Raw genomic sequence first — 18,035 nt, 5'->3', positions numbered from 1 at the left:
AATACACTTTTGAAATTTTGTTCATTCTTTTTTAAAAAGCATTTTCTTGTAGTAAATAAAGCGCATTCTAACAAAGAACAGTTCATATATAATCAAATTTTCTATGTTAACAATGGTAGTATGTATCTCCATATCCATAATTATTTTTAAAAAGGCAAATTGTGTTCAAAAAAGACTCCTATCATTCATACATAACAAAATAAAAGGAGTTCTCAATATGTTAATTTTGAGAACTCCTTTTATTTCTAACCTTTTTGATAATGTAACAGTTCTTTTGCTGTATGCTGATCGATAATTAATACATTTGCATACCCGCCACGTAACGCACCATCAATTGCTTTTATTTTTCTATTACCACCTGCAACTAAAATAGAGCGTTTCTTTAATTTCAGTTCCTCTAACTCAATTCCAATTGTACGCTGATTAATCTCTTCGCTACTAATATTTCCGTCTCCATCAAAGAAACGTGAACAAATGTCACCGACCGATTGTTTTTTGAGTAAACTTGTTTCATCCTTATCGAAATAACCTAATCGGAATAATAGCGCTTCGTCTCGCACTGTTCCTACAGTGAAAACTGCAATATTCGCTTGTTTCCCCATTTCAATAATGTGATGAATATGTCGATCCTGCTCTACTAATTCTTTTGTCACTGCATTATCAAATATAACTGGAAGAGGTAGATTTCTTGGCGTCGTTTGAAAAGCATCTGCAAATAAAGCTATCGTCTCATTCGCATATGTATTTACACTCGAATGACTAATACCGCCTTTTAACTGGACAACCTCTACCCCTTTTACATGTTGCGGTACGATTTTTCTAGCGATTTCATACATCGTCATTCCCCAGCTTACACCAACAATATCACCGTTTTTAACCGTCTTTTCCATATACTCAGCAGCATATTTACTTATATACTCTGTAATCGTTGCATATTCCGGTACTGGAGAAAATACAACATGTGCCTCTAACAAGTTGTACTTTTCTTTCAGTAAATTCCCAACGTTATCTAAATCCGCAAATGGATCGGCGATGCTAATTTGAACAAACCCTTTTTCTTTCGCGTACTTTAACAATCTAGAAATCGTCGGTCTTGAAATATTTAATTTGTTAGCAATTTCTTGCTGACTATAATCTGATTGATAATATAATCTTGCAACTTCAACGCTTAATTGTTGTTTATCTTTTTCCATAGTAACTCATTACAAATCCCTTCCTGTATTTCCCTTTCGTTACAAGCATTATACAGCTTTATGCAAAAAAATTCGACTACCGAATTTTATCTAACTGAACTTCTATTCCACTTATTATATACAATGAAACCTTATTGTGTAGATTTACAAACCCAATATAGAAACACTTAAAACATATAAATCGGTTTATATGTAATTCTTTATTGCTTTTTCTGTAGTAACGATAACAAAGCCGTTCAATAAGAAACATGAATATCGTCTAAAAAGCTATTCAAATACCCCTCATAAACAAAAGATACTGTTCATAAGGGGTATGTATTCAATTTAAGTTTATAAAAATCGGATGGAAACACTGCAAGTTCTCACTTATTTAGAATAAGAGAAAAGATGATGTTTTATTTGTTCAATAAAATAATGATGGTGTATATTATCGTTAGATACGCGACTTGCCATAATAGCTCCCTCCATTGAAGATGCAAGAAAAGAAGCGAGCGATATAATATCTATATCTTCTTTAAGTTCTTGTTTCTCTATTCCTTCTTTTATGAGAGAAGCCATTAACATTACTGTATCATCATAACCTTTTGCTGCTGCTTTTTGTAATTCTGGAAATACTCCAGTACTTTCAATTGCGCTATTAAGTAATGGACAGCCTCCAGCAATAGGAGGATTATTAGCTGCATCTTGGTATACAAGGAAAATTGCAAGGATTTTATCGATTGCTGTCTTTTTATTTTCCATTGCTTTATGAAAATGACTCCACATAATCTCACCACTTTTGTCATAGGCAGCAAGGACAATTTCTTCTTTACTTTTGAATCTACGATAAATAGATCCTTTAGGTAGTTCAGTAGCTGTCATTATATCCTGTATGGATGTGCGAGTTATCCCATTAGTATTAAATAAATATAAAGATGTTTCAATAATTTTTTCTTTAATCTTATCAACTTTAGTCATACTTTGTAATCCTCCTAATAAAAACGAGCTTAATATTCCAGGTGATATTTACCATCTATTTTCTTGAATTTTTTTGTAAGTATAAATAAGTTTGGAACAAAAATATATTATGTGAACCTCAAACAATACAGTTTGAAAAGAGGTAATCAAATTGTTTTATCTATATCATTCAAATGAATTTTCTGTCAAAATTAACATGTCCAATTATTTAATTCAGTCCTGTTATACAACTAATTTCACCTACAATCGTAGAAGGTGTAAAAATATATAGTTAATTTTAACGTATAGACTATGATTATTATATATAATTTTTATTAATATGTTTAGCTAAAGTGTTTGAACCACCCCACTCTCACTTCATTCTACAAAAGATTAATCATTAATGATTATTGGAATTAAATTGTAACAAAGCAACTGAGATATAAATATATTTGCTTTTTACCATTTTGATTTCGTTAAAAGGGTTTAAAAAACTAGAAACTTGTAGTATCATTAGATTTCGATTCAGACCGAACCGTCCGGTTTTTAATATAAATATATTTAGAAGGAGAACGTTATGCAGAAAGAAAAATCAAAGATTATAGGTAATTTAATTACGGGGGCAATAAAGTGAACTTTATAAAAATGAATAAAAAAGAAATTATTATGCTAATAGTTTATACAATGTTTGCACTACTCCAAATTGGCTTGTTCATATTATTTGGCCTATCACTTTTAACTAACAGTAATCTAGTTGAATCAGAATTTGCTCTTAGTGCCATCGGTTTGACTGTACCTGCTATTGTAGGAATAATTTTCTTTAGGAAAGAAATTATTGAAAGTTTTACTTATTTTAAAGAGAAAACAATTTTGAAAATAGTAAGTATTCCTATGGTGGTTTTATTTACGGTAATTGTGGAACAGTCTGTTATGCATTTTCTAGCAACTGATCAGCCAGAGAACCAAGAACAGCTCCTTGAAACAGGTACGGGGATACCTCTTATTTTTACATTGCTAGTATTTGGTATTCTAGGGCCATTGCTTGAAGAAATTGTGTTTCGTCATATAATATTAAATCGTTTTTCACATTATATTGGTACTGCTATTGCATCTATCATTTCGATTATAATTTTTACAGTTCTTCATACGAACCAGCTTTCGGATATTGCTATTTATTTACCTGGCTCAGTGATACTTACTGTGGCTTATCTTATTTCTAACAGATCCATTGCATATGTTATGGCGATACATATGTTAAATAATTCTATTACTTTTATTCAATTACATATGTCATAACAAGACATATGTAATTGAAGGTTTTGATGCAAAAATACTCTATGTTTCTATCAAGTATTTTTGGCACCAGAACCACTTTTTCTAAGGCATAAGAAATCTTATCAAAACTACAACTTATTAGGAGAGTGTCAGTCATGATTGTAACAACAACTTCTGGAATTCAAGGTAAAGAAATTATTGAGTATATCGATATTGTAAATGGTGAAGCTATTATGGGTGCAAATATTGTCCGTGATTTATTCGCTTCAGTTCGTGATGTTGTCGGTGGCCGTGCTGGTGCTTATGAAAGTAAGCTAAAAGACGCTCGTGATATTGCGATGGACGAAATGAAAGAACTTGCAAAACAAAAAGGTGCGAACGCTATCGTTGGTATTGACGTAGATTACGAAGTTGTACGTGATGGAATGTTAATGGTTGCTGTAAGTGGTACAGCTGTACGTATATAAGTAAATTAAAAAACGGTTCCCCCCCTTGGAATTTATACTTTGAGGAGGGGCCTGGTTCTGTTGCAGATTTTAAAGAATAAAAAGAGATGTTGATAAAGCATTATACGTCGAAAAAACACAGTTTGAGTGTAAACTGTGTTTTTTTATATAGAGGCCTCATCCCATCACTATCAAGCTAAAATTTTGTGTTAACTTGTACAAAATGTACATTTTTTACTTTGGGGTAATTTTGAATCCTTAAGCTTATGGGCATGTGCTGGTACCCTCTAATACTGTACAAATTTTTTATAAATGGTTGTAAGGTTCTACGTTTTTGACCATTCTGTACAACGATAACTTTGGTTTATTGATTTCACCTGTAATCTGGTAGCCTATCCTCTGATACAATTTAATGGCAAGTTGGTTCTCTTTCTTTACCGTCAGAGAGCATTTGGCAAAGCCTTGCAGCGAAGCTTGTTCCTCAGCAAACTCAATTAATCTGGTACCTATCCCTAGTCCTCGACTTTCGGGCAGTAAGGCAATTGTTCCGATGTGAAACTCGTCATCTTCTCCCTCCTTCAAGGTAAACATGGAATAAAGCATTTTGATATTCAGAATGTTATAAACAATAAAACCCAGCTTTCGGAACGAAAGCAGCTGTTTAAAAGTGGGCCAGGCAAGACGATTTAAAACGGGTATGGGATAGCAAGTAATCATCCCTAAAGTTTTCCCGTCCATTTGAGCTTCATAAGCGTATTGATGACTAAAACGGTTGTTCTCCTGCCGCCATAGCTTACAAAATGTCCAATCGACTGTGTTCTTCTCCTCAGATCCTGCAAGTGGAAACGCCATGTATTCCAATGCCATTACATTTAGCTGGGCGCCGACCATGGATTGATGAACAGCCTTTACAATAGAGATTTTATTCATTATCCTATTGCTCCTTTTCACTTTCTATATTATTAATATTAATTATCATGGATTTGAATCAGTTCACTTCCCTCTCAATTCATCCTTAGCTTTGAAACCATAATAAAATGTATTTAAAACAAGCTCTGCAGCAGATTTTTTAGCCACATTTCCTTCATGTACCTGTTCCCAGGTATGGAAAAGCAGAGCATAAAGCGTATTCAAAATCCATTCACTGCTAACTGTTTGCTGAAAGTAACCTCTTTGTTGTAGCAATTCAATAACGCGTCTTAAGGGTTCCCTCAGCTTCTCTTCTGCTTCACCTAATTCTTTGTTGTTAAATACAGATGCATCATGACCTAGAAAATAGATTTTGTCACCTAAAGGGATTAACGCTTCAATGAGTTCCGGGATATAGTTTTCGCTTCTTTCCTCATCCAGTGGAATCTGGTTTACAGTATCACTTACCAGTTGTATAGCCCGATGCCCCAAGAACAGCATCAATTTCTCCCTGCTTTCGACGTAGCGATGGAGTGTAGCAATTCCAATTCCCGCATATTCCGCAATTTCATTCATCGAAGCAGTAGGATTTTCAACAAGCAATATAGTAGCTGAATCAAGAATTGCATTAAATCTCGCTTCCTTCAACGCTGACAAGTCTTTCTTCATCGTCAATCTCTCCCTTTTTCTGTATAAAGTCGTCATTTTTGATAGATAAATATATCATTTGATATTATAATAAACAATCTCAAATAAAGTGTCCAGCTGCTGAATGTAGCTTTTCAAAAAGAATTTATTCCTGAAACTGATAGTACTTTGAATGTTTCATTTTTAGCATTTCATTATTTAGATAACGATGAAGAAATTAAATTCTTTAATGTAATACATACAAGAGCCAAAGGAAATGGTAGGAGTTACTTTCTGCATAAAGTTATCGGTTTATTTTAAAATTCACTTCCGGGTATTTGGTTATCAGCCTTTTAAGGGTTGAGCCGTCATCCTTCTGTTTTACATACTGGTCAAAAAATGCCAGGCTGAATTCGTTAATAATACGATGAACTTCCTTTGGATTTTCACCTGGGCTCTGCAACAGAGGTGAGAACAAATGTAAATCGGTAAAGCTTGTATGATCCGTATGAGGAATGACCATTGACATACCACCGCCAGCTAACCCGCGTCCGTATCGCTCCCTCACTTCAAAGGGATCTGCTTCATCAGGCTCTTCTGCATTCATGAGCAGAAATGGTTTTCCAATGCCACTTTCAGGCAAGATTTCACCATACAATGTACCATCCATATTGATAGCTGCTTTGACACGAGAATCTTTTGCAAGTATTTGTGCTGCGGTAGCTCCACCGTAAGAGTGGCCAAACATTCCAATTCGCGAGGTATCCAGTCTTCCTGTAAAGAAACCGGTCTCATCGTTTTCGTTAAGTTTCTCTATCTGATTAAGGACAAAGCTGACATCTTCCTCCCATAATTTTATGTGACTATCTCCTTCATCAGTTAAATTGATGGGCTGTACGTAAGCAGTTCGACCACCTGGAAAGACGGTAGCTGCAGCATCAAAGGTATGATCGATACTTAGAACAATATATCCTTGACTAGCCAACTCCTCAACTTGAAACGTGTTTTGATTACGAAAACCATTAAAACCATGAGAGAAGAGTAATATGGGATAGTGATTCTCTGAGTCTGAGAGTTGTAAATCCATAAACGAATGAGACTTTACCAATTCCATGTGGCTGAATGCAAATGCAGGAATAGACAATGTTTTTTCCAATCCCTTGGAGAGCTCATTTATGTTACGAATATAAGGTTCTGGATCCCCCTTGCTTTTTTCAGCTGCAGGATACCAAATTTGCACCATCAGTTCGCGCCGATCGTTTGGATTTTTTGAATATGGTTCATTTCTCTGATGATCAACCCAATGATATAGCTTCGTACCGACCCTATGTGGACCAGTTGGTTCTTCAAATGAAAATACTGGCATAAGTAAGGGTAGCGCAACTGCTACAGACAAATAGATACATAGTAACGAAGTCTTAACTATGAATATACCCGAACTTCTAAAGCCCTTTTTCCGCCCAGCTAATAAATAGCATAAAATTAAGATAACTGGGGATACATATGCCGGAATCATCTGCCACCTAAAACCTTCTGCCAATAACTGAACTGTAACCATTACAACGGCAATCAAAGTAGCTAATTTAGACCACTTTTTCGTTTCTCTGCCTATTAACAGTATCCAACTCAATAGACTAAAATTCACTACTATCAAAACAACTTCCCAGAAATTCATTGGCCTATCTCCTTTGCATGCATTTTACTTCTAATTAAAGAGGTTTTTTTCAGCCTAAGCAAAAGCAGGTGAAACACCTATATAGTTGCACCAATTATGCTTAGTAACCGTTTCATCCACTCTACTCCTTTATTTAAATTAAAAACTTAAAATGCCCAGCTACCTTTACGGAAAATTGCTTCTACAGTTCCATCTGGTAGAATACCGTCAATGTCCATCTCACTGCTGCCAATCATAAAGTCCTCATGTGTTACAGAAATATTTGCCCCTAACGTTTCAAGCTGATCGTTTTCTAAATCTCTTCCACCCTCTAAGCAAGTTGGATAAGCTTTACCAATCGCTAAATGGTTCGATGCATTTTCATCAAACAATGTATTAAAATATAAAATTCCCGATGCTGAAATTGGTGATTCATGTGGTACAAGTGCTACTTCACCTAAATAGCAAGAGCCTTCATCCACATTAATAAGCTCTTGTAATAAATCATGTCCTACCTGTGCTTCAGCTTTAACAATTTTTCCTTCTTCAAATGTCAGTTTAAAGCCATCGATAATATTCCCTTGATAAACCAATGGTTTTGTATTGCTTACATAGCCATTTACACCTTGTTTCATCGGTAACGTATAAACCTCTTCTGTCGGCATATTAGCCATAAAGATAGTATCATCAGGAGTTTTACCACCTCCAGTAACCCATTTATGCTGTGGTGCTAATGCAATTGTTAAATCAGTACCTGGCGCTGTATAGTGAAGCTTCATATATTTTTTATCGTTCAGTAGGACCGCACGAGATTCTAAATTTGTTACATGTTCACGCCATTTTTCAATAGCACTGCCGTCACCAATACGAACAGCTTTAAAAATAGCCTCCCATAATGCTGGTACTTGATCCTCAGTTGCTAAACCTGGGAACACCTTCGATGCCCACTTTGGTGAAGGAACTGCTACCATCGACCAAGCTATTGAATCCTTCATTACGGCGTTGCGATTGTTTCTCAGAGCAGCTCCTGCTACCTTTTGATAGGTAGCTAGACGATCAGATGAAATACCTGTAAATTTATCAGGATCTGTAGCATCTATCATTAATAGCGCTCCTTTACGTTCGATCAGCTCATCATTCATTTTGACTATCCACTCTGGGAAGCGATTAAATTCTTCATCTGAGGCATAATCAAAGTAAGCACGTTCCATTTCTTCATCCGAAAAATTAACATGAACACGCCCTGCCCCAGCCTTATAAGCCTCTTTCACAATTATACGGGCGAAATCCAATGCATCCACTGATGTATTGACTAATAAGTATTGCCCTGGTTGAATATTGACACCGATTTTCACCGTAAGTTCTGCATATGCTTGTAATTTTTCTTCAAAAGTCATATTATTTACCTCGCTTTTATTAAATTGGTTTTGAATTCCCCTCACTAACTTACTTTCTGAACAGGTTTTCTCAGAATTTCCATTTCTCATTTTTTATTAGAACATGATAACAACTAATGGATTTTTTCTACTACTCATATATTTAATTTCTAAACTTTGATTCAATTAATATTGATTTGTTTTTCAAAAAATCTAATCGAAGGGTATCAAACACTACATAAAGTTATAGAGTTCTTTATTGTGAAAGCTCACTCAGTTCTTCCCAATCTTTTCAATGCTACTGCACCTAAAGACTTACCATCAATGGGGCGTTTAACATTCTCAATCACTCCTTTATCTTTACAAAAGCATTTTTGATAGATAAACATATCATTTGACATAAGATTAAATCATTTTAAACGAATTATCAAGCCATAAAATTTAATTTTTAAAAAATTCGGTAAAAAAAACCATATAAAAATGGATTCTATCAAAGGGAGCGATAACGGAAAAATTTTTACGCACACATGGATACGAAATTACTACTCAAAAAAACCCCCTTACATTTATCTGCAAGGGGGTTTTCTTTTTATTCATTTTGCAAATAAACAAACGTGTTTCCACTTTACCTATTTTTTCATGTTTACATTATCCTATCTAGATGAAGCTATCTCCTAGAGGTAACGCCACATGCCCATCAAGTTAAGAGTTAAATTGCCCCCATAGAAAGGAAAACTGAATCGGATTGTATGAATAATTATGAAGAGATAGAATTTTCGTTTTGGAGATATTTCAAAAGTTTAGCTTGATGGGTATGTGAATCTCCTCTCTATAACAAATATTTTTTAGTAAATGTTAAAAATTTTACGAGAATGTAATTTTTTAACATTTTAATTTTTCTCAATTGTATAACTTTATTTTTGAACTATACTTAATTCGTAATCCCAAAATTAGGAAAGGAGCTTTGAGATAGGACATTTATCTTAATTGTTTACTTAGAGGAGTGATTTAAGAAATCAATGAAGGTAATGTGTTTCTAAATTAATCAGGAAGGGAACTTGAAGTGTTACTATGCTTTTTTTTACTCATCTAAAAATATCATCAACATTTTTTTATAAGTGTGAATTTAAAAAATCCACTTTCGGCATTAGTGAAAAAACTGATATTTCGTATGTAAGTAATAATGAATTTTAACGAAGGGACTGATCTATATGAACAGAAGAAAGAATTGTAGATTACAAAAAACTATAAAGGTGTTTGCAACATCTGCTATTTTAGCAACCACGTTATTTACACCTATTATGTCAAACAATTTAGACGTACATGCTGAAACTGCACAAACTGCAACTCAATTTGAACAAAGAGAGTTTGACCTTCCAGGTACAGGAAGTTTTTGGGATGAAGCAAAAAGAGAAAAAAGAAGTGAGCAAAAAAATTATATGCCAACAGGCATATATGTGAAACCTAATGAACAGGTTACAATTACAGTATCAGGAACGCAAAAGATTAGAGCCATTATTGGGACACATCAATATGATAAAGAATGGGGAAAAGAAATTGATCTTTCACCTGGCTCTAATACCATCTCTTCACCAAACGGCGGCGTATTAGGGTTAGATAATTTTCAAAGCACAGGAACAGTTAAGGTGCAAGTAACGCAAGGCGGTAGCCCTATTCCTTTCTTTGTATTAGGGAAACACACAAAAGCAGACTGGATTGCCATGATGAACAACTATCCAAATGCACATGCAGTACAATTGAAATCAGAACGAGCGGTGCTAACTGTAACTCGTGATAGTGCCAATAAATATATTGTAAATCAAGATCCTGTGCCCCTATTAAATAAATATGATGAAATGATTCGAGCGCAAGACAAGTTAGCAGGGCTATCTGAAACAGATCCTAATCCTTTACATCGTTCAACTCGTCGTATTTGGGCCTTTGTAGAAAATCCTAACGCACAAAGTTGGGGCATGTATGCAAGTTGGGATGGAGCCGTCTTTACGACTGCTGGTGAAGCTATCAAAAGTACTTTAAATGTCAATGAGTTTGGGTGGGGACAAATGCATGAAGCGGGACATGCACGACAACAATATCCATGGACGTGGAATGATTTAAGAGGTATGGGTGAAGTAACTAATAATCTATATTCTTTAGCTGCATTCAAGAAAATATACCCAAATATACCAACACGTTTAGATACAGAGGGAGACTATAATAGAGCTTTTGCGTATTTAAAACAAACAAATAAGGAATATAAAAATATTGACGACCTGTTTGTAAAACTTGTTATGCTTTGGCAACTTCATTTGGCATATGGGGATGATTTTTATCCAAATCTCCACAAATTATATCGTGAGATACCAGAGGATCAACTTCCCAAAACAGACGAGGATAAAATACAGGCATTTATTTACAATACATCGAAAATAGCAAAACAAAATGTACTGCCATTCTTTGATAAATGGGGATTGAAAGCAACACAAGAAACGAGACAAAAAGTAGAAGCTTTAAACAACCCAACATTAATTGCACCTATATGGGAAGCGACGGATGCTAAACCTGTTAAACCACTTGCTGTATTGTCAAAAAAAATAATGAAGGCAAGTGCAAATAGTGAGGAATCAACGGGCTCAGCTAGTAAGGCGATAGATGGAAAAACAGATACATTTTGGCATAGTACTTGGACACCAAATCAATATCCTTACAATTTGACACTAGAACTTGGTGATACACGTACCATTTCACAATTGGCATATCTTCCAAGGCAAGATTGGTCAGAAAATGGCCGTATTTTAACTTACAATATTTATACGAGTGTAGATGGCATTACGTATGACAAAATATCATCAGGAACATGGGAAAATAATAGTGATAAGAAAACGGCAACATTTACCCCAGTTACTGCAAAGTATGTAAAAGTGGAAGTAACGAAAGGACAGAATGGATTTGCTTCAGCAGCTGAAGTAGATATTTTAGGGTATTAATTATTTTCACTTGTAAATGAGTATATGATTACAGGGTGGATTTTGAAATATTTTGAGGATCTGCCCTGTGATATTTTTTGCGTATTTCATGTTCTGTTTTCACTTTATAATTTCTGATAGGAAATTAAGTGAATAAGTTTCAGTTAATACTAATAAAGTAAAAGTCTATAATGATTCTTCAAAAATTTCTTCCTCAAAAAATCTTTTTTGTTTCAACATTTTTCTGACTACTTAGTTTTTCAAACACTGCTTCTGCTTCTTGACCATAATCTCTAAATGTACCTCCAGCAACAGAATCGATTTCTAAATATTTTTCCTTTGAAATCAGATTAGGAGTTAAGGAACCCTTATTCTCATCTCCTACTAAAGACATGTACATAAATATAAGTAGAAATATAACTAATAATCCTATGTTATTTTCCCTATTTATTGTCTCCTGTTCTAAAAAAACAGTTTCTGTCTATCATACCAACAATAGGGAATGTCCTTTTAGAATTTATAAAAAATATAAAAATACATGACAAACTTATATATAATTGCAAGTTCAACCCTTACAAAAAAACAAGATAAAAAAATAAACAGCAGAACTAGTCCACTGTTTACTTTGCCACACCTTCATGTAATTTTTCTGTATAATCCTTTACATCTTTCCAGCTATCTTTCGCTGTATGTAAATCTTCTTTTATAAACGTAAACTCTTCTGGACTAATTCCTTTTACGTTTTGTAGTAAATTATTATATTTTGCACCTACTGTATACCATTGATTTGATATGTTTTGTAGTGCTGTAATTGCTGCATCAATTGTTTCTGTCATGTTTGTTGTTTTATTTTTTACATCAGTCAAAATTAAGACTTCTGCTTGCGCTCCTGAAATTCTATCTTTTAAATTAGCGATTTCTCTTTCTGCATTTGCGATATCTTTTTTCGCAACCGCAATCATTGGCCCGCCAGCAAGACATGTTATTAATGCTACGCAAAGTACGCCACCAGCAATGACCATATCATTACTCTTTTTAATTGAATCGTTATATGTATTTATTTGTTGCTCTAAAGCTGGAATACCAGCATTCGTACTTGCCAATATCGCTGTTAACTGATTTGTATCCTCTTTGAAACTATTTGTATCTTTCGCCATTCTATCGCGAAAAGTTTTCAAATTCCCTAATAATACATCTACCTCATTTTGATTCTTTACAATATCCGCATACAACTTTTCTAAATCCGCTTTTAATTTTCCGCTATCCTTTTGATCAATCGCTATTAACATGTCATTATAATACGATTGAAAAGTATTATTGTAATTTATAATATTTTGATCCGTTTTCATAATTTGAGGCTTCATATTATTTAACCAATATGCTGCATTAACTTTTGCATCTCTTTGATGCTGAATCATATTCCCTTTAAATTCACTATTAATCGAACTTATTTTACTTAAATCCGTCTCTTGTTGATTTTGAATTAATTTTGCATATGAATCCATTGCAAATATACTTGATGTTGTTTGTGCCATTACATCTTGGAATCCAGCTGGTCCAAGAGAATAGTTTTTCACATTTTCTTGTAGCACCTTTACATTTTGTTCTGCTGCAAAAGGATGTAAAGGGAATGCGTTACTCGTTGCCACCCCAGCAATCATTACCGCTAAAAGACATTTTTTATAAAAACTTTTCTGCATATTTTTCACCTATTCTCTTTATAAGGATATCAAAAGCTCCTGCTCACAACTGAACAGGAGCTTCAAATCATTCATCAACACTTAACGCTCTAACGATTCGTATTCGATTATGCTTTTTTCGTATCTACTACTTTAATATCTTCAGCATAAATCTTTTCTGCATAGTCTTTAATGTTTTTCCAGCTATCTTTCGCAATGTTTAAATCTTCTTTAATGAAAACTAGGTCGTTTGGACTAATAGAATCTACATTTTGAAGTAAAGAATTGTATTTTGATCCCATTGTGTACCATTGGTTTGAAATATTTTGTAACGCTGTAATTGCAGTATCAATTGTATTTGTTAAATACTCTGTTTGTGTTTTAATGTTCGTTAATCCTGCTACTTCTAATTGCGCAGTTGTAACTTGTCCTGTTATCTTTTGAATTTCTGCTTGTGCATTATCAAGCTCTTTCTTCGCTAATACGATTCCAGCTGTACCACCGCCTACAGCTGCTGCACCACCTGCAATTAATGCTACTCCTAGCGGTGTTCCTGCGCCCGTAGCAATAACTACTGCACCACCGATAATTGCAATTGGTCCTAGAGCTGTCGCAACAGATGAACCGATAATAATTGCATTATATTTACTAATTGCTTCATTGTACGTTGTAATTTGATTTTGCAGAAGCGGAATTCCTGCATCTTGACTAGCTAATATAGATGTAATTTGATTTGCATCACCCTTGAAGTTTTGCGTATCCGAAGTCATTTTATTTCGGAATTTCTTCAAGTCTTCTACTAACTGATCCACTTGCGCTTTATTTTCATTAATACTACTTGATAATCTAGTTAAGCCTTTCGTAAGAGTCGCTTTATCCTTTGCATCAACTGCAGCAACTAAAGTATCATAATAGTTTTGGAATTTCGTATTGTAGTTAATGATATTTTGATTCGTTGAAATAAGCTGTGGTTTTAATACATCTAACCATTGCTTCGCATTTCCTCTAGCTGTATCTTGGTGCTGAATTACTTTCCCTTTTAAAGCCGCATCAACAGACGATACATTTCCAAAGTTAACATTACCTTGTTTAATAATTGTTAAAGCGTACAGATCCATTACTAAAGCATTTGAACCTGTTCTTTCCATTGCATCTTTTAAGCCTTCTGGTCCTAATGAGTATTCTTCATAGTCATTATAAGCTTTTGCTACCGCATGAACTGGAGCTTGTTTCACTGTGCTTTCAGCTGCATACGTATGAGCTGGCATAATGTTTCCTGCTGCAAATACTGCCATAAGTGCTGATAGAGCCATTACTTTATATGGTTTTTTTGTCATTTTTCTTCTCTCCCTATATCGCTAATTATTTTTCTGCTTAATGTACTTCAACGTTTGTAACGTAATCTTCAAATTGATTTGTTTGTTTATTCATTTCATCACTTACTTTTTTAATTTGATTGAAATGTTTTTGAAGTAAACTACTGTCTGTATACGTGCCTTCTTCAACATTCTTTTGAATTTGGATCATATTATTGTTTAAAACTTTCCAGTCCGTTAATAACGTTTCTAAAGTTGTAATTTGACGATTGATTAGTTCTGTAAAGCTACTTACTTGGTCTTCAACAAATGTAATTTGTGTCGCCTCTGCTTCAGTTTGTGATAACTTTTGAATAAGTGGTAGTAGCTCTTTTTGCTTTTGCTGAATGCGAAGAGCTGCTTCTCTCGTTTGACTATCTGCAGCATTTACAATTTCATTACTTAAAGTACCGATAGAAACAAAATCGATTGTTTTCGTTTGTGCAGTTTGATTTGTGATTGTAAATACTTGTTTACCGATATTAATAGAACCTTTAATGATTTCTTGAGGTCTATTCAAAATAGTAGTTAGTTCAGCTTGAATTTCCCCTTGAATTCTTTTAATATCTTCTCTTAATTTCACAATATCTCCACTTGATCCTTGCAGTGTTTTTATTGCTTCATCGGCTTTAATTGATAAGTTGTTACTATCTTTGTCTAATACTGTTTTAAATCGATTTAACTCTAATAAATCTTGCTCCATACTCTCTTGGATGCTTTGTACTTGCAATTGTAATTTTCCATATGCACTCATAAAATCTGCTTTTGCTTGCTGATCTTCATTTACGTTTCCTGCTAGTTCATAGAGCTTACTATAATAGCTATTAAATCTAGTGCTGTATCTCATCATTTCTTGATTTAAGTCAATTAGCTTCGGATTATATTCATCAATCCATTCTCGTACATTCGCCTTTGCAAACTTTTGATGATTCGTTAAGCTACTCATCGCATTTACCTTAATGTCTGGCTGTTGCAAAATAATTAATCCGTATGCTTGAATAAGCGGTGATTGTGATCCTAACATTCTAATTGAATTGGATAATGTATTTGGAGCAATTACATTTTGCGCATATACTGTTTTCACTTCTGTTTGCCCCTCCTTAGCGTAAGCGCTTACAGGAATGAAGCAACTCGTAGATACTGCTGTAACCAATAACCCTGTAATTAAAGTCTTTTTCACTTTAACTCCTCCTATGTATTAGCAACTATTACTATCGCATTTTATTATTCTATTTTCTTGCCCATAATTTGAGATGGTTAAAATAGAGAACGTTCTCACCGCGATCCATGTATGAACTACCTCTCTCGTATTGCTACAGTACTTACTTATCGTCACAAAACATTTTATTATTTTTCATATGTGTTTAGTATGAATAACATTGTATAAATTTTCTATTTCATAGAAATTCCCACATTCACATAGTGAATATATTACGTAAAAATATTATTCATTTCAAACTAAACAACATGCGTAAATATGAAATTTCGTTTTGTTTTCATATATGTTTTGTACTGTAAGGTCATTTAAACACAGCTGTTTATATAACGTAAAGAAGTATTTTCATTCCCTTTATTTTCAAGCTTTCATGTCCTTATTTCAAAATATAATCCGATTCACTTTATTGATTGAAATATCTATATATCACAACAGAAAACACTACTTGCAAATAACTGATAAAATTATATCGATATAACTTTTAAACTCATATGCAATTATGCATAGCATATACACAAAAAGGATAGCTTCATTTTCACGAAGCTATCCTTCAAAAATCTTCTTATTTTTTCAAATGATATGGAACTGTCGTAATAACAACATTTCTTTTATAAAGTAAATACGCACGTATGAGTAAACTGGATTGATTATGAAGAATGTTATGCCAACCTTTTTTCGGAATGAACTGTGGTATAACGACCGTAACGCGGTAATTCGATTCACTTGCCTTATATTGCACTGTATCAATGAACTTCGTTAACGGCTGAATAATACTTCTATAATGAGAATGTAATGTAACAAGCCTTACTTCAGGTTGCCACACCTTCCATTTCTCTTCAAATTTCTTTTCCTCTTCTCTGTCAAAAGCAACATATACAGCGATAACTTGATCTGCCGAAAGAGATTTCGCATAGTTCAATGAATTTTCTACTACATGCGTCATACCTGCTACAGGAACGACAATTACATTCCCCTCAATTGGAATAAGAGGTTCACAAGTTTTTAAACTTAATTGATCACCCACTGCATCATAATGCTTCTTAATTCGATGAAACAAGAAGATAATAGCAGGTAAGAAAATAAGAATCGACCAAACTTGTGCAAATTTAGTTAAAAAGAACATGCTCATTACGATAAAACTAATAACTGCACCAATTAAATTAACCGTTAATTTTAAAACCCATCCTTCAGGTTTTTCGCGAAGCCACTTTAATACCATCCCTGTTTGAGAAAGTGTAAATGGAATAAATACCCCTACTGCATATAACGGAATTAAATGTTCTGTTTGTCCTTGGAAAGCTACAATTAAAATAATCGAAGCAACTCCAAGTATTATAATACCGTTTGAGTAACCTAGACGGTCTCCTCTAATCGTAAACATTCTCGGTATGAATTTATCTTTTGCGAGGTTAACCGCTAATAAAGGAAATGCAGAATAGCCTGTATTAGCTGCGAGAATTAATATTAAAGCTGTTGTACCTTGTATGAAATAGTACATGAAATTACGTCCAAATGTTTGTTCAGCAATTTGAGAAACAACTGTTACTTCTTTACTCGGCGTCACTCCGTAATAATAAGCTAAAAATACAATTCCTGAAAATAACACAGCAAGTAATGCACCCATTGCAAGCAATGTTTTTGCAGCATTGTTTGGCGCAGGATCTTTAAAGTTCGGAATTGCGTTTGAAATTGCTTCAACACCTGTTAAAGCAGAACTACCTGATGCAAATGCTCTTAGTAATAAAAATAAACTAATTCCTGCAACCGGTGTTCCGATCGGCGTGTGTAAAGTTGGTGAAACGTGACCAGTCAAAATGTTATATATGCCTACACCAATTAATATAAATAGTGCTAAAACAAATAAATAAACAGGATATGCTAAAACGGAAGCTGATTCCGTTACTCCTCTTAAATTTAAGATGGTAATAAATATAACAAATATAATCGCAATGATTACATTATGTGCATGTAAACTAGGAAAAGCAGATGTTAGCGCATCTGTACCTGCAGATACACTTACCGCAACAGTTAAAATATAGTCGACTAATAAAGATCCTCCAGCAATTAAGCCTGGATTCATCCCTAAATTTTCTTTTGATACAACATACGCTCCCCCGCCATGCGGATAAGCAAAAATAATTTGACGATAAGATAAAATAAGGGCTGTCAATAATACTAATACCCCAACAGCGATCGGAATGGAATACCAATAAGCGATCGCTCCCACACCTGCTAAAGCAATTAAAATTTGTTCTGGACCGTAAGCAACTGATGACAATGCGTCAGAAGATAAAATAGCTAAAGCTTTCGTTTTATTAAGCTTTTGTTCTCCAAGCTCTGTTGATTTTAACGGTCTTCCAATTAAAAATCTTTTAATAGATGAAACCAATGCTGTCCACTCTC

At 34.1% G+C, this 18,035-nt stretch carries 14 protein-coding genes; 3 read left to right on the top strand and 11 right to left on the bottom strand.

What is annotated here, in order from left to right; translation table 11 throughout:
- Positions 1-245 precede the first annotated feature (245 nt).
- Together N2V79_RS09385 and N2V79_RS09380 are read right to left on the bottom strand one after the other, a co-directional pair.
- On the bottom strand, positions 246-1,193 hold the full coding sequence (locus tag N2V79_RS09385) for a sugar-binding transcriptional regulator (protein WP_000409787.1): 948 nt from the start codon (positions 1,191-1,193) through the stop codon (positions 246-248).
- 366 nt (positions 1,194-1,559) lie between these two features.
- Positions 1,560-2,150 (bottom strand): TetR/AcrR family transcriptional regulator, encoded by a 591-nt coding sequence (locus N2V79_RS09380; RefSeq protein ID WP_000169640.1) that lies wholly within the window; start codon positions 2,148-2,150, stop codon positions 1,560-1,562.
- 609 nt (positions 2,151-2,759) lie between these two features.
- On the opposite strand from N2V79_RS09380, the gene N2V79_RS09375 reads away from it, so the two are divergent.
- On the top strand, positions 2,760-3,425 hold the full coding sequence (locus tag N2V79_RS09375; RefSeq protein ID WP_053564757.1) for a CPBP family intramembrane glutamic endopeptidase: 666 nt from the start codon (positions 2,760-2,762) through the stop codon (positions 3,423-3,425).
- 134 nt (positions 3,426-3,559) lie between these two features.
- The gene (locus N2V79_RS09370; protein WP_000637505.1) at positions 3,560-3,871 is read left to right on the top strand and encodes a heavy metal-binding domain-containing protein; all 312 of its coding nucleotides are present in this window, start codon (positions 3,560-3,562) and stop codon (positions 3,869-3,871) included.
- Between the two features lie 285 nt (positions 3,872-4,156).
- Here N2V79_RS09370 and N2V79_RS09365 read toward each other — a convergent pair whose 3' ends face one another.
- From N2V79_RS09365 to N2V79_RS09350, 4 genes are all read right to left on the bottom strand, one after another.
- A complete protein-coding gene (locus tag N2V79_RS09365; RefSeq protein WP_053564758.1) occupies positions 4,157-4,780 on the bottom strand; it encodes a GNAT family N-acetyltransferase in 624 nt (207 codons plus the stop codon).
- Between the two features lie 63 nt (positions 4,781-4,843).
- Positions 4,844-5,428, bottom strand: coding sequence for a TetR/AcrR family transcriptional regulator (locus tag N2V79_RS09360; RefSeq protein WP_000710981.1), 585 nt, complete (start codon positions 5,426-5,428; stop codon positions 4,844-4,846).
- A 262-nt stretch (positions 5,429-5,690) separates the two neighbouring features.
- Positions 5,691-7,061 carry an alpha/beta hydrolase family protein gene (locus N2V79_RS09355; protein WP_001012296.1) on the bottom strand — a complete coding sequence of 457 codons (1,371 nt, stop codon included), beginning with the start codon at positions 7,059-7,061 and terminating at the stop codon, positions 5,691-5,693.
- 146 nt (positions 7,062-7,207) lie between these two features.
- A complete protein-coding gene (locus N2V79_RS09350; protein WP_069355405.1) occupies positions 7,208-8,437 on the bottom strand; it encodes an aminopeptidase in 1,230 nt (409 codons plus the stop codon).
- A gap of 1,190 nt (positions 8,438-9,627) precedes the next feature.
- Here N2V79_RS09350 and N2V79_RS09345 point away from each other — a divergent pair.
- Entirely contained in the window at positions 9,628-11,403 is a 1,776-nt protein-coding gene (locus tag N2V79_RS09345; protein WP_001081793.1) for a M60 family metallopeptidase, read from the top strand.
- Positions 11,404-11,596: 193 nt separating this feature from the next.
- Here N2V79_RS09345 and N2V79_RS09340 read toward each other — a convergent pair whose 3' ends face one another.
- From N2V79_RS09340 to N2V79_RS09320, 5 genes are all read right to left on the bottom strand, one after another.
- A complete protein-coding gene (locus tag N2V79_RS09340; RefSeq protein WP_000060529.1) occupies positions 11,597-11,776 on the bottom strand; it encodes a hypothetical protein in 180 nt (59 codons plus the stop codon).
- 226 nt (positions 11,777-12,002) lie between these two features.
- On the bottom strand, positions 12,003-13,082 hold the full coding sequence (gene nheC / locus N2V79_RS09335; RefSeq protein WP_075719768.1) for a non-hemolytic enterotoxin NHE subunit C: 1,080 nt from the start codon (positions 13,080-13,082) through the stop codon (positions 12,003-12,005).
- 107 nt (positions 13,083-13,189) lie between these two features.
- Positions 13,190-14,398 (bottom strand): non-hemolytic enterotoxin NHE subunit B, encoded by a 1,209-nt coding sequence (gene nheB, locus N2V79_RS09330; protein ID WP_000162968.1) that lies wholly within the window; start codon positions 14,396-14,398, stop codon positions 13,190-13,192.
- Between the two features lie 37 nt (positions 14,399-14,435).
- Complete coding sequence (gene nheA / locus N2V79_RS09325; RefSeq protein WP_029441994.1) at positions 14,436-15,596, bottom strand: non-hemolytic enterotoxin NHE subunit A; 1,161 nt, start codon at positions 15,594-15,596, stop codon at positions 14,436-14,438.
- Between the two features lie 598 nt (positions 15,597-16,194).
- Positions 16,195-18,021: an APC family permease gene (locus N2V79_RS09320; RefSeq protein ID WP_000254901.1), complete on the bottom strand. Its 1,827-nt coding sequence runs from the start codon at positions 18,019-18,021 to the stop codon at positions 16,195-16,197.
- Positions 18,022-18,035: the final 14 nt, after the last annotated feature.

Origin of the sequence: Bacillus sp. CH_70, assembly GCF_038007045.1 — a bacterium.
Lineage (GTDB): Bacteria > Bacillota > Bacilli > Bacillales > Bacillaceae_G > Bacillus_A > Bacillus_A cereus.
The sequence above is the reverse complement of the archived record's forward strand: the minus strand, read 5'-3'. Positions and strand labels throughout refer to the sequence as shown.